Source organism: Geodermatophilus sp. URMC 60 (genome assembly GCF_053502585.1).
Window position 1 is genome coordinate 969,882 of the sequence record NZ_CP199958.1, and the last position, 13,091, is coordinate 982,972.

At 77.1% G+C, this 13,091-nt stretch carries 11 protein-coding genes; 7 read left to right on the top strand and 4 right to left on the bottom strand.

The window, feature by feature from the left end; translation table 11 throughout:
- Nucleotides 1-17 precede the first annotated feature (17 nt).
- Nucleotides 18-521, top strand: a complete 504-nt coding sequence (locus ACWIX3_RS04690) for a hypothetical protein (RefSeq protein WP_448610915.1) — start codon at nt 18-20, stop codon at nt 519-521.
- 103 nt (nt 522-624) lie between these two features.
- Here ACWIX3_RS04690 and uraH read toward each other — a convergent pair whose 3' ends face one another.
- Together uraH and uraD are read right to left on the bottom strand one after the other, a co-directional pair.
- Nucleotides 625-942 (bottom strand): hydroxyisourate hydrolase, encoded by a 318-nt coding sequence (gene uraH, locus ACWIX3_RS04695; RefSeq protein ID WP_448610916.1) that lies wholly within the window; start codon nt 940-942, stop codon nt 625-627.
- Between the two features lie 61 nt (nt 943-1,003).
- Complete coding sequence (gene uraD / locus ACWIX3_RS04700; protein ID WP_448610917.1) at nt 1,004-1,501, bottom strand: 2-oxo-4-hydroxy-4-carboxy-5-ureidoimidazoline decarboxylase; 498 nt, start codon at nt 1,499-1,501, stop codon at nt 1,004-1,006.
- 156 nt (nt 1,502-1,657) lie between these two features.
- Here uraD and ACWIX3_RS04705 point away from each other — a divergent pair, with 156 nt between their 5' ends.
- The 4 genes from ACWIX3_RS04705 (at nt 1,658) to ACWIX3_RS04720 (ending at nt 9,645) form a co-directional block, all read left to right on the top strand.
- Nucleotides 1,658-2,800, top strand: coding sequence for a DUF6986 family protein (locus ACWIX3_RS04705; protein WP_448610918.1), 1,143 nt, complete (start codon nt 1,658-1,660; stop codon nt 2,798-2,800).
- Nucleotides 2,801-2,885: 85 nt separating this feature from the next.
- Nucleotides 2,886-8,012 (top strand): SpoIIE family protein phosphatase, encoded by a 5,127-nt coding sequence (locus tag ACWIX3_RS04710; protein WP_448610919.1) that lies wholly within the window; start codon nt 2,886-2,888, stop codon nt 8,010-8,012.
- Between the two features lie 116 nt (nt 8,013-8,128).
- Nucleotides 8,129-9,115, top strand: coding sequence for an anti-sigma factor RsbA family regulatory protein (locus tag ACWIX3_RS04715; RefSeq protein ID WP_448610920.1), 987 nt, complete (start codon nt 8,129-8,131; stop codon nt 9,113-9,115).
- A gap of 32 nt (nt 9,116-9,147) precedes the next feature.
- Nucleotides 9,148-9,645 carry a MarR family winged helix-turn-helix transcriptional regulator gene (locus tag ACWIX3_RS04720; protein WP_448610921.1) on the top strand — a complete coding sequence of 166 codons (498 nt, stop codon included), beginning with the start codon at nt 9,148-9,150 and terminating at the stop codon, nt 9,643-9,645.
- Between the two features lie 55 nt (nt 9,646-9,700).
- Here ACWIX3_RS04720 and ACWIX3_RS04725 read toward each other — a convergent pair whose 3' ends face one another.
- Together ACWIX3_RS04725 and ACWIX3_RS04730 are read right to left on the bottom strand one after the other, a co-directional pair.
- The gene (locus tag ACWIX3_RS04725; protein ID WP_448610922.1) at nt 9,701-11,080 is read right to left on the bottom strand and encodes an ATP-dependent 6-phosphofructokinase; all 1,380 of its coding nucleotides are present in this window, start codon (nt 11,078-11,080) and stop codon (nt 9,701-9,703) included.
- A 40-nt stretch (nt 11,081-11,120) separates the two neighbouring features.
- Complete coding sequence (locus ACWIX3_RS04730) at nt 11,121-12,134, bottom strand: ATP-dependent DNA ligase (protein ID WP_448610923.1); 1,014 nt, start codon at nt 12,132-12,134, stop codon at nt 11,121-11,123.
- 162 nt (nt 12,135-12,296) lie between these two features.
- Between ACWIX3_RS04730 and ACWIX3_RS04735 the strand changes: the two genes are divergently transcribed.
- Both ACWIX3_RS04735 and ACWIX3_RS04740 read left to right on the top strand, forming a co-directional pair.
- Complete coding sequence (locus ACWIX3_RS04735; protein WP_448610924.1) at nt 12,297-12,791, top strand: DnaJ family domain-containing protein; 495 nt, start codon at nt 12,297-12,299, stop codon at nt 12,789-12,791.
- A gap of 62 nt (nt 12,792-12,853) precedes the next feature.
- Nucleotides 12,854-13,051 (top strand): hypothetical protein, encoded by a 198-nt coding sequence (locus ACWIX3_RS04740; RefSeq protein WP_448610925.1) that lies wholly within the window; start codon nt 12,854-12,856, stop codon nt 13,049-13,051.
- The last annotated feature ends 40 nt before the right edge of the window (nt 13,052-13,091 follow it).

Below are 13,091 nucleotides of genomic sequence, written 5' to 3' on the forward strand. Positions count from 1 at the left end.
GCAGGCAGGCTGACCGCATGAGGACTCCGAGCACCCTGCCGCCCGCCGTCCGCCGGGTGCTGCCCTGGCTGCTGGGCTGGTGGGCGCTGCAGGCCGTGCTCGCCGTGACCGGCCGGCTGGTGGCCCGGAGCAAGGACGAGGGTGACGAGAGCACGGCCGGCATCCGGCGGGTCGTCGCGCTCGGCGGCGTCGAGCTGCGGCCCGTCAACCCCGAGCTGTCGCGGGTGCGGCTGGACGTGCTGATGGGCGGTGTCCGGCTGGACCTGACCGCGGTGCCCAAGGTGCCCGGCGGGGTGGACCTCACCGTGCGGGCGCTGATGGGCGGGGTGTCGGTGCGGGTGCCGGCCGGCTGGCACGTGTGGGAGAGCTGCCGCGGTGTGGGCGGCGTGGGCGTCGCCGAGGGCACCGACGTCCTGCACACCGACGACGAGCGGGGCGCCGACCTGCGCGTGCACGCCGACCTGCTGTTCGCCGGGGTCGGCGTCGAGCGGGTGCCGCAGGACGACAGCTGGGGTCGCTGACGGCTCCCGGGGGCCGGGCGTCCGCAGGAGCGGCACTGTTGCACGTGGAACGTCGCACGAGGGCGACGCGCGCAGGTCAGGACGGCGGCGAGCCCTCCGAGGGTCAGCTCCCGCGGTAGGTCGAGTAGGCGAAGGGGGCCAGGAGCAGCGGCACGTGGTGGTGCTCGGCCGGCTCGCGGACGTCGAAGGCGAGCACCACCTCGGGGTAGAAGGTGTCCCGCGCCTGCCCGGCGAACCACGGGCCGGTGGCGAAGACCAGCCGGTGGCTCCCCGGCGCGGTCGCCCCCTCGGCCAGCCGGCACCGGCCGTCGGCGTCGGTGACCCCCTCGGCGACCAGGTCCTCGCCCGCGAACAGCCGGACGGCCATCCCCGCCGCCGGCCGCCCCAGCACGGAGTCCAGCACGTGCGTGGACACGCTCACGCGTCCTCCTCGCCGGCGCTCGCCTGCCGCACCCGCGACGCTGCCGTGTCCCCGCGTGAGCTCACGAGACGAGCTCGCGCACCCGCAGCGCGGTGATCTCGGCCAGCTGGCCGGTCACCTCGGCGCGTTCGGTCTCCTCGTCGTTGTCCAGCCGCCGGCGCAGCTCGGCGAGGATTTCCTCCGGCGAGCGGCCCGCGGCGCGGACCAGGAACACCCGGTCGAAGCGCTCCTCGTACGCCCGGTTGCCCTCGGCCAGCGCGGCCCGCGTCGCGTCGTCCGCCGAGCCCACCGCGCTCTGCTCGCGACGGGAGGCCTCCGCCTCGGGCGAGGAGCCCTCGGGCCGTTCGCCGATCCGCGGGTGGACGGCGATGGCCAGCTCGACCTCCTCCCACGGCAGCCCGCGGGCGACCTCCTCGGCGCGGGCGACCAGCGCGTCGACGTCCGGATAGGGCCGGCCGGCGACCACACCTGCCGCGAAGCGCGGCGCGGCGTTGCAGGCCCGGAGGGCCTGGACGGCACGGTCGGCGGGCTCGGCGTTGAAGTCGTCGAGAGCGGCCATGCGACGAGGATGGCAGCCGGCGGGCGACGTGGCAGGGTCGACGGATGCCGCTGCCGGAGGACCTCTACGCCGAACTGGACCGGCGGCTCGCGCCGGTCGACGCCGCCCGCGCCGCCGCGTTCCCGGGCGACGCGGCAGCCGGTGCACACCTGCTACGTGCCGGCCGACGCCGTCGTCCCCGGCCTGGCCGCCACCTGGGGCGCGACCGCGCCGGCCGCCCTCGACGAGCACGGCCTGCCCGACCTCGGGCACGATCCCGCGCTGCTCGAGCAGGTGCTGCCCCGGGTGCGCGCCAAGCTCGCCGCCGAGCCGGTCGAGGACCTGCGGGTGGACGCCGAGGACGGCTACCGCGGCCGGCCCGAGCGGGAGGACGACGACGTCCTGCGGGCCGCCGCGGCCGTCGCCGCCGACCGCACCGCCGGCATCACGCCGCCGTCGGTCGGCATCCGGGCCAAGAGCCTGGAGGGCCCGACCCGCCGCCGCGGCGTCCGCACCCTCGACCTCTTCCTCGGGGGTCTCACCGGTGTCCCCCGCGCCACGGTCACGCTGCCCAAGGTGACCGACGTCGAGCAGGTGCGCGCCTTCCTGCCGGTGCTCGACCCGTTGGAGGCCGCGCACGGCGTCGCCCTCGGCCTCGAGCTGCAGGTCGAGACGCCGCAGTCGGTGGTCGGCCCCGACGGGGCGGTGGCGCCCGCCCGGCTGGTGCACGCGGCCGGGCCCCGGCTGACCGGCCTGCACTCCGGCACCTACGACTACAGCGCCGCGCTCGGCATCGCCGCGGCCCACCAGTCCTCCGACCACCCAGCGCTCGACCTGGCCAAGCAGCTCGTGCAGGTCGCCGTCGCCGGCACCGGGGCCGTGGCGGTCGACGGCTCGACCAACGTGCTGCCGGTCGGCGACCGCGACCGGGTGCACGCGGGCTGGCGGCTGCACGCCGGGCTGGTGCACCGGGCCCTGGAGCGCGGCCTCTACCAGGGCTGGGACCTGCACCCCGCCCAGCTGGTCACCCGCTACACCACCACCTACGCCTTCTTCCGGGCCGCACTGCCCGCTGCGGCGGCCCGGCTCGGGGCCTACCTGGAGCGGGTGGACGGCGGCGTCCTCGACGAGCCGGCGACCGCGCGGGCGCTGGCCACGGTCGTGCTGCGCGGTCTGGACTGCGGCGCCCTCGACGACGCGGAGGTGCGCGCGGCGACCGGCGTCGACCGCGCGGACCTGGCGCGACTCGCCGGGCGCAGCACGCGGATCGACCCGCCAGCGACCGGCGGTGGCGGGCTCCGACCTACCATCCCCTCGTGATGGTGTCCGTGACCGAGCGTGCGAGGTCACGGACGGGGACAGCAGCGCCGCTCGCGGAGCCGGCGGGCGCCGGCGAGGGGACGCGGTGAGCGACGAGCACCCCGGCACGTCGTTGTTCGCCGGCGGCGGCGAGGTCGGCCGCGCCATGGCGGCCGTCGACTGGTCGCAGAACCCGCTCGGCCCGCCGGACCGGTGGCCCTCGGGGCTCCGCCACACCGTCCGGATCCTGCTGACGTCGCGCTTCGCGATGTGGGCCGGATGGGGCCCGGACCTCGCCTTCTTCTACAACGACGCCTACCGGCACGACACGCTGCAGGCCAAGCACCCGTGGGCGCTGGGCCGGCCGGCGTCGGAGGTGTGGGCCGAGATCTGGCCCGACATCGCGCCGCGCACGCAGGCCGTGCTCCGCGACGGCACCGCCACCTGGGACGAGGACCTGCTCCTCTTCCTGGAGCGCAGCGGCTATCCGGAGGAGACGTACCACACCTTCTCCTACAGCCCCCTGCCCGGCGACGACGGTGGCATCGAGGGCCTGTTCTGCGTGGTCACCGAGACCACGCAGCAGGTGATCGGCGAACGCCGGATGGGCACGCTGCGCGACCTCGCCGCGGCACTGGGGGCCGCCCGCTCCGAGGAGGCGGTGCTCGCCGCCACCGGCGAGCAGCTCGCCCGCAACCCCTCCGACCTGCCGTTCGGCGCGGTCTACCTGCTCGATGACGACGGCACCGCCCGGCTGGGCCGTGCCGTCGGCATCGAGCCGGGGTCGCCGGCCGTCCCCCCGGTGCTGACCGACGACGGCGTGTGGCCGCTGACCCGGGTGCTGGCCGGCGAGGACGTGCTCGTGGAGGACCTCGGCGAGCGGTGCCCCGGCCTGCCGACCGGCGAATGGGACCACCCGCCGGTGCAGGGCGCCGCGCTGCCGATCGCCTCCTCGGCGCCCGACCGGGGCGGGCTCGCCGGCTTCCTCGTCGTCGGGCTCAACCCCCACCGTCGCTGGGACGACGCCTACCGCGGCTTCCTCGGCCTGGTGGCCGGCCAGGTCTCCTCCGCCCTCACCAACGCCGGCAGCTACGAGGCCGAGCGGCGCCGGGCCGAGGCGCTGGCCGAGCTGGACCGCGCCAAGACCGACTTCTTCAGCAACGTCAGCCACGAGTTCCGCACCCCGCTGACGCTCATCGCCGGCCCGGTCGCCGAGCTGCGCGCCTCGTCCGCCGCGGAGTCCGACCCGCGGCTGCGCGAGGAACTGGAGGTGATCGAGCGCAACGCGCAGCGGCTGGGCAAGCTCGTCAACACCCTGCTCGACTTCTCCCGCATCCAGGCCGGCCGCATCGACGCGCGCTTCGAGCCCGTCGACCTCGCCGCGACCACCGCGGAGCTGGCCAGCGTCTTCCGCTCCGCCGTCGACCGCGCGGGGCTGGACTTCACCGTCGACTGCCCGCCGCTGGACGCGCCGGTGCACGTCGACCGTGACATGTGGGAGAAGGTCGTCCTCAACCTCCTCTCCAACGCGCTGAAGTTCACGTTCACCGGCGGCATCGCCGTCCGGCTGCGGCAGGACGACGGCGTCGCGCGGCTGACCGTCAGCGACACCGGCACCGGCATCCCCGCCGACGAGCTGCCCCGCCTGTTCGAGCGCTTCCACCGGGTGGCCGACGGCCGCGGGCGGTCGGGCGAGGGCAGCGGCATCGGCCTGGCGATGGTCCGCGAGCTGGTCACCCTGCACGGCGGTGACATCGACGCCGAGAGCACCCCGGGCGCCGGGACGACGTTCACCGTCACCCTGCCGCTGGGCGACGCCCACCTGCCCGCCGACCAGCTGGCCGAGCCCGCCCCGGGCGCGCCCGCCGTCTCGCCGGCCGCCGTCCCGTTCGTCACCGAGGCGATGCGCTGGCTGCCGGGAGGTGAGGCGGCCCCCGGCGCCGAGCTGCCGCCCGCCGTCCCGGGTCCGGCCGCGGCCTCCGGGCGGGTGCTGGTCGCCGACGACAACGCCGACATGCGGGCGTACCTGCTGCGGCTGCTGGGCCCGCACTACGAGGTCCGGGCGGTCGCCGACGGCCGGCAGGCGCTCGAGGCGGCGTCGGCCGACCCGCCCGACCTCGTCGTCAGCGACGTGATGATGCCCGAGCTCGACGGCCTGGGGCTGCTCGTGGCCCTGCGCGCCGAGCCGCGCACCGCCCGGGTCCCGGTGGTGCTGCTCTCGGCCCGGGCCGGCGAGGAGGCCGCCGTCGAGGGCCTGGCCGCCGGTGCCGACGACTACCTGGTCAAGCCGTTCTCCGCCCAGGAGCTGCTGGCCCGGGTCGGCGCGCACCTCGAGCTGGGCCGGACCCGCCGGGCCGCGGAGGAGCAGTTCACCGCCATGGCCGACCTCGCGCCGGCCCTCATCTGGGTGGCCGACCCCGACGGGCGGCGGGTGTTCGTCAACCGGGGCTGGACCGAGTTCACCGGCCGCCCGGCCCGCGAGGAGGTGGGCGACGGCTGGGCGCAGGGCCTGCACCCCGAGGACCGCGACCGCTACGCCGAGGTGGTCGCCGCCGCCACCGCCCGCCGCGAGGGCTGGGAGGTCGACGTCCGGCTGCGCCGCGCCGACGGCACCCACCACTGGCTGCTGGAGCGGGCGGTACCGATCGGGGGGAGGCCCACCGGGGCCGGCGAGACGTTCGCCGGGTACGTCGGCAGCTGCACCGACATCAACGCCCGGACCCGCGAGACGGCCCGGCAGACGCTGCTCGCCGAGGTGGGCACCGTGCTGGACCGGGAGACCACCGTCGACGGCCAGCTCGACGCGCTGGCCCGGCTGCTCGTCGAGCAGCGGTTGGCCGACCTGTGCAGCGTGCGGCTGCTGGGGGACGACGGCCGGCTGCGCTTCGCCGGCATCGCGGGTCTGGACGAGACCGCCGAGGCCGCGATGGCATCCCTCGACCCGCACAGCGGGCTGAGCCTGCAGGTGCTGGAGAGCGGCGCCGCGGTCCTCGGCGAGCAGCTGTCCTGGCCGCCGCCCCCCGGTCGGGAGGAGGCGAGCTGGCCGCTGACCGGACTCTCGGCGATCGCGGTGCCCCTCGCCGTCCGCGGGGTGCTGCGGGCGGTGCTGGTGCTGGGCCGGGACAGCGCCGCGCCGCCCTACGACGACGACGACCGGGCGCTGCTCGAGGAGGTCGCCGGCCGCGCCGCTCTGGCGGTCGACAACGCGGCGCTGCTCGCCGAGGAGCGGGCCGCCGCCCAGCGGCTGGTCCTGCTGCAGCGGGCGACCGCCGAGCTGTCGGCGGCGACCACCCCGCTGGAGGTCGCCGTGGCCGCCGGCGGCCACGTCCGCGCGCTGACCGGCCCGGACAGCCGCGTGGCGGTCTACGAGCTCGACCCCTCGCACCGTGCGCTGTCCGTGCTGGCCATCGACGGCGGCAGCCCGGCCGGCCTGGAGATCTGGCGGACGGTGCCGATGTCGGCCCCGCTGGTCGCCGCCACCGCCGTCTCCGAGCGCCGTCCGGTCTGGATCGAGGACGTCACCGCGCAGCCCGCGGCCGACCGCGAGCTGGCACCCGAGCTGGCCGCGTCGGTGCGGGACTTCGGGCTGGCTGCGGTGGTGGCACTGCCGCTGGCCGCGGCCGGCCGGGTGGTCGGCGTCCTGTCGGTCGCCTGGCCCCGGGTGCAGCGCTTCTCCACCACCGACCGGGCGATGCTGCTCGCCGTCGCCGAGCAGTGCGCGCAGGCCCTCGACCGCGCCCGGCTGTACCGGGCCGAGCGGGGCATCGCCGAGACCCTGCAGCTGAGCCTGCTGCCGGCGCAGCTGCCCGCTCTGGAGCGGCTCGCGCTGGCCGCGCACTACCTGCCCGGCGCCGAGGGCACCCAGGCCGGCGGGGACTGGTACGACGTCGTCGAGCTGGCCGACCACCGGATCGCGATCGCCGTCGGGGACGTCGTCGGCCAGGGGCCGGCCGCCGCTGCGGTGATGGGCCAGCTGCGCAGCGCGCTGTCCACGGCGCTGCTGCAGGGCTGCGGTCCGGCGGAGGCGCTGGAGCTGCTGGACCGCTTCGCCGCCCGGCTGCCCGGCGCGCTGGCCTCCACCGCGGCCTGCCTCGTCGTCGACGGCACGGCCGGCACGGTCCGCTGGGCCCGGGCCGGGCACCTGCCGGCGCTGCTGGTGACGCCCGACGGCGCACGGCTGCTCGACGGCCCGGGGTCCGGGGCCGTCCTCGGCGCGCCCGGTCGTCGTCCCTACACCGAGGGCACCGCCGACATCGCCCCCGGCGCGACCCTGCTGCTCTACACCGACGGCCTGGTCGAGCGCCGGGGCGAGGTCCTCGACGAGGGGCTGGAGCGGGTCCGGGCGGCCGCCGCCCGCCACGCGGCGGCCGATCCGGTCGCGCTGACCGGGCGGCTGCTCGCCGAGGTCCTCGCCGACGCCGACCAGCCCGACGACGTCGCGCTGATCGCCGCCCGGCTGCTGCCCGAGCCGCTGGCCGCGCGGCTGCCCGCCGACCCCCGCCGGCTGTCCGCCGTGCGGCGGGCCGTGACGGCGTGGACGGCGGCGGCCGGGCTGCCCGACGAGACCGCCGAGGACCTGCAGCTGGCGCTGGGCGAGGCGCTGGCCAACGCGGTCGAGCACGCCTACGCCGCGTCCTCCGACCACAGCGAGTGCAGCTACCGAGTGGCCCGCGAGGCCGACGGCGGCGTGCGGGTCGAGGTGCGCGACACGGGCGTCTGGCGGCCACCACCCGCCGACCGCGGCTACCGGGGCCGCGGCCTGGAGATGATCGAGGCGCTGGGGACCGACGTCGAGGTGGTGCACGCCCCGGGGGGCCCCGGGACCACCGTCCGCTTCCGGATCGCCCCCGCCGTCCCCGCTCCCCCGCCCCGCACCGAGCGGGGACCGGCGCGCCCACCCTGGGACGGCGGCGCGAGCGTGGCCGTGCACGACGAGCCGCGCGGCCCGCGCCTGGAGGTGCACGGCGAGGTCGACCTGGCCACCGCGGGGCGGGTCCGCCAGCAGGTGCTCGCCCGGGTCGAGCAGCTCGCCCCGGGCGCGGTGGCCACGCTGGACCTCACGTCCACCGGCTACCTGGCCAGCGCCGGCGTCGGGCTGGTCCTGGAGGCGGTGGCCAGGGCACGGCAGGCCGGCGTCGAGCTGCGGGTGCGCACCGGGCCGGGGACCCCGCCGGCGCGGATCCTCACCCTGGCGGGGGTCGAGGAGGCGGCCGCGGGGTCGTCGCCGGCGTGACGGCCTGGGCTCCGGGCACCCCGAGCGAGCGATCGGGCGTGGCCGTGTACGAAGATGACGCAACACCCGGCGGGAGTTCCCGGCCGGAGGGAGGACCGGACCAGGTGGACCACGTGGTGGGCGAGCCCCGTTCGCCCCTGCCGGCCCCGCGGAGCGGGGCCGGGTCCCCGGTCCTGTCGCGGCACGCTGCCGCTCTGGTGCGCGGGGAGGCCGACCTGCTGGCCGTGGCCCTGCCGTTCCTCGACGCCGGGCTGCGCGCCGGGGACGTCGTCGCGCTGACCTGCCCGCCGGACGTCACGGCGCTGCTGTGCGACGAGCTCGGCCAGCGCGCCGAGCAGGTCCGCAGCGACCCGGGGCTCAGCCTGCTGGGGGCCCGGGCGCCCGACGCGCTGGCACACGCCCGGCGGACCACCCAGCGGGCGGCCGGTGGTCAGCTGCGCTTGCTCTCCCTCGTCGACTTCGGGCCCACCCCCGCCGGCTGGCGCGAGGGGCTGCGGTTCGAATCAGCGGCCAACCACGTCCTGCAGGACGCGCCGATCGACTCCCTGTGCATCTACGACCGGCGCCGGCTGCCCGCCGCGGTCGTCGAGGCCGCCGCGGCCACGCACCCGTACCTCGTCCACGACGGTGCGTGGGCGCCCAGCCCGGCCTACCGGGACCCGGCCGACTACCTGCTGCAGCTGCCCTGGCCGCGCGAGCCGGTCGAGGACACCCCTCCGGTGCTCGCCCTCGACGACGTCCCCAGCCTGGTGACACTGCGCCACGCGATCGGCGCGGTCCTCGCCGCCCGGGTGCCCGACCGCGACCAGCGGGAGGACCTGCACCTCGCGGCCGCCGAGGTCGCCGCCAATGCCTTCCGGCACGGCGTCCGGCCGGTGTCGGCGCGGATGTGGACCGACGGCGAACGGCTGGTCTGCGCCATCACCGACTCCGGGCACGCCTTCGCCGACCCGTTGGCCGGCTTCCGCCCGGCCCACGGCGCCGACCTGGGACGCGGGGGCATGGGCCTGTGGCTGGCCCGCAAGCTCTGGGACTCCGTCGACCTGCTCCCCGGCGCTGCCGGGCTGACCGTCCGGCTCAGCACCCGCCTGCAGCCGGCTTGACGCCCCGGATACCTCACTGCTGAGGTACCGGCGTGGGGGACGCCGTCGACCAGATCCTGGCCCAGTGGGCCCGGGAGCGGCCCGACCTCGACTGCAGCCCGATGGGGGTCGTCGGGCGCATCTCGCAGCTGCAACGGGAGGTGTTCCTCGCCCAGCGCGCCACCTTCGCCCGCCACGGCCTCGACGTCCCCTCGTTCGACGTGCTGGCCGCCCTGCGTCGGGCCGGGGCCCCGTACCAGCTCACCCCCACCGCGCTGATGCGGACCGCGCTGGTCACCTCCGGCGCGATCACCCAGCGGCTGGACCGGCTGGAGGAGAAGGGGCTGATCACCCGCGAGCGCAGCGGGGCCGACGGACGGGTCGTCGTCGTCACGCTGACCGAGGCCGGCCGGGCGGCCCTCGACGGGGTGCTGCCCGACCACCTGGAGACCGAGCGCCGGCTGCTCGCCGGGCTCTCCGACGACGACCTCGACGCCCTCGCGGGGCTGCTGCGCCGGCTGCTGATCGCCCTCGGCCGCGTGCCCGGCTGAGTGGTGTCGTCGAGGAGTGGCCCGGAGGGGTCCCGCGACGAGGCGGCGGATGAGCTCAGCGCGGGTCGGGGACGGCTACTGGCCGCGGTGCCGACCGGTAGGCCGACGAGGTGGAGGGCTGGCCGGTGGCCTCGAGCACCGAGAGCCACAGGTCGCCCTGCGGGTCGACCTGGTTGCGGCTCCCGGTGGCCAGCGCGATGGGCAGGTGCACGAACCGGCCGTGCCAGCGGCCGACGACGGTCGCCGTCCGGCCGGCCATGGCGGCGTGGACGGCGGCCTGTGCCAGCCGTGCGCAGTAGACGCTGTCGAAGGGGTTGGCCGGCACGCTGCGGATGGCATAACCCGGGTCGACGTAGCGCAGGCTGATGTCGCGGCCGCAGGCCCGCGCCGCGGCGGTGATCCGGTCGCGCAGCAGCGCGCCGATGTCGCCCAGGCGGAGGTTGCCCGAGGCGTCCCGATCCTGCGGGTTCCCGGCGAAGAACTCCTGCCCGGCGCCCTCGGCGACCACGACGACGGCGTGGCCCTGCCGGTCGAGGACGCGACCGAGGTGGGAGAGCACGACGTCGAGGTCCATGGGCACCTCCGGCACGAGGACGACGTCGACGTCCTCGCTGGCCAGCGACGCGTAGGCGGCGATGAAGCCGGAGTGCCGGCCCATCAGCTTGATCAGCCCGACGCCGTTCGGGGTGGACCGGGCCTCGGTGTGCGCGGCGCGGATCGACTCGGCGGCCCGGCCGAAGGCGGTCTGGAAGCCGAAGCTGGCGTCGATCCACGGGATGTCGTTGTCGATGGTCTTGGGGATGCCGACGACGGCGATCGGCAGACCGCGCCGCGCGGCCTCGTCGGCGATGTCCTGCCCGCCGCGCAGCGTGCCGTCGCCGCCGATGACGAAGAGGACGTCGATGCCGCGCGCGACGAGGGTGTCGACCATCTCGGCCGGGTCCTGCCCGCCGCGGGAGGTCCCCAGCACGGTGCCGCCCTGGTCGTTGAGCCCGCGAACGGCGGACGGCGTCAGCTGGACCGCGTCCGCCGCGCCGGCGCGGGTCAGGCCGAGGTAGCCGTTGCGGAAGCCGGTCACCGAGGCGACGCCGTAGTGGCCGCACGCCTCCAGCACCAGGCCGCGGATGACGTTGTTGAGCCCGGGGCACAGCCCGCCGCAGGTCACCACGCCGACGCGGGTGCGGGGCGGGTCGAAGAACAGCCGGGAGCGCGGGCCGCCGGGCTCGAACGCGGGCAGCTCCCGGGTGGGCAGTCCGCGGCGCACGGCCATGTCGAGGGTGTCGTCGAGCAGCACCCGGTCGGTCTCCGCGACGTAGTGGACGCTGTCGCGCGGGTCGAGCAGGGAGCCGTCGAGCGGGGAGGGGACGGTCGCCGGGCCCAGGGTGCGGACCGCCAGGTCGGCCGCCGTCAGGCTGAGCTGGTCGCCGGTGTGCACCCCGCCGATCGTCCGCGCCCCGTGTTCCGTCCGGGTTTCCTCAGGGGATCCCCGGCACGTCGTCGGGCGCGAGGTCGGGGCGCACCCGCACGAAGCGCAGCGGATGGCGGAAGACGCCGGCCTGCAGCGCGGCGTCCGCGCTGACCTCGACGACGACGTCCGGGCGCACGCGGGTGAGCGGCACCGACAGCCGGCCGCCGCCGAAGGCGCCGGTGCCGATCCGGTCCGGCCACGGGTGGTCCGGCCCGGCCGGGGTCAGGACCGCGGCCAGCTCGGCGGACTGCGCGGGCGAGAGCGGACTGGTGCGCCCGACGACGACCAGCTCGCCGTCCCGGTACCGCCCGGCCACCAGCTGGCCGGGCCGCTCGAGCGACCCGATCACGCCGCCGGCGAGCACCTCGGTGCTCTCCCAGGACTTCACCTTCAGCCACTCCCGGCGGCCGGGCGCGTACCGGGTGCCGGCGCCCTTGGCGACCAGCCCCTCCACGCCCGCGGGGCGGAAGTCGGCCGACCACTGCCGGGCCTCGGCGGGGTCGGTCGTGACCGGCGAGAGCTGCATCGGCGGCGCCCAGCGGGCGGCGAGCTCCTCCAGGGCGGCCCGCCGCTCGCGCAGCCGGCGGCCGCGCAGGTCGGCACCGCCGAGCGCCAGCAGGTCGAAGGCGACGTAGGACGCGGGCGCGGCGGCGGCCAGCGTGCCGATCCGGCCGCCGGCGGCGACCATCCGCTGCTGGAGCAGCCCGAAGTCCAGCCGCGAGCCGTTCCAGACGACGACCTCGCCGTCGAGCACGGTGCCCGGCGGCACCTGGGCGACGGCGGCGGCGACGACGTCCGGGAAGCGCGACGACAGGTCGCGGCCCTGCCGTGACCACACCCGGGTCGTGCCGCCGGTCCGGACGACGACGAGCCGGTAGCCGTCCCACTTGGGTTCGTAGAGGACGCCGCCGGGCAGCGCGTCGGCCCGCGGCAGGTCGCGCACCGGCTTGGCCAGCTCCACCGCGACCGGCCCGGCCAGCTCGGGCGGCACGTCGGGCAACCCGGGGACGGACAGCGGCACGACGGCCAGGGTGGGGGCTCCCGGCCGCGCGCACAGGCCCCTGAGCTGCCGGTTCACCCCTTCGTGGCAGGTCGCCACGCTGCGCGAGGACACCGGGGGACCGCACGAGCGGCGGCGGCGGTCAAGACACGATCCGGCAACGGCGGGGTACCAAGGAGGGTGATGACCGAGCGCAAGCCCCCGGGGATGGCCTTCGAGACCTGGATCGACCACCAGATCACCCAGGCGCAGCAGCGGGGTGCCTTCGAGGGGCTCGAGGGCACCGGCCGCCCGCTCCCGCGGCGGGACAAGGAGCAGACCAGCTACGAGTGGGCGCTGGAGTGGGCGCGCCGCGAGCAGGCCGACCCGCGCGACCTGCTGCCGCCGGGCATGGCGCTGCGCCGAGAGCGGGAGGACCTCGCGCTGCGGGTGCCGCAGCTGCCCAGCGAGGCAGCGGTGCGGGCCACGGTGGTGGAGTTCAACGCCCGGGTGGAGCAGCACTGGCGGCGGCCGGCGGACGGCCCCGACGCCGTGCCGGGGCTGGCCGACGAGGACGCGCTGGTGCGGCTGTGGCACGCCACCCGCCCGCCGCCGTCGCCTCCCGAGCCGGTCGGGGCGCCGCCGCCCGTGCCGGTGCGCTCCCGCTGGTGGCGCCGCCGCCGTTCGCCGGGGGCGTAGCGCCGGGCGCATCCGCCGTGCGGCAGCGGGTAGGTGAGCGGCCCCGAGATGAGGAGGTCGCCATGACCGAGGTACCGGGCACCGACCGCGACGCGGCGCGCGAGCACGTCCTGCACGAGACGCCGCTGGTCCCCGAGGACGTCGACGACACCGACGACGACCCGCGCCACACCGACCACCCGACGAACCGCGGCGACGAGGGCCAGGACGGCGAGAGGGCCAAGCCGCCGGCCGGGAGCACCGACTTCGGCACGCCCTGAGGAAGGACCCCGCTGCCCCCACCGCTCGCACGCTCGCGGC

Bases quoted from the DNA above. Each gene is read 5' to 3' on its own strand.
- ACWIX3_RS04735 (WP_448610924.1), top strand. From the start codon at position 12,297: ATGACCGAGCGCAAGCCCCCGGGGATGGCCTTCGAGACCTGGATCGAC.
- uraD (WP_448610917.1), bottom strand. From the start codon at position 1,501: ATGGCCGCTCTCGACGACTTCAACGCCGAGCCCGCCGACCGTGCCGTC.
- ACWIX3_RS04740 (WP_448610925.1), top strand. From the start codon at position 12,854: ATGACCGAGGTACCGGGCACCGACCGCGACGCGGCGCGCGAGCACGTC.
- ACWIX3_RS04690 (WP_448610915.1), top strand. From the start codon at position 18: ATGAGGACTCCGAGCACCCTGCCGCCCGCCGTCCGCCGGGTGCTGCCC.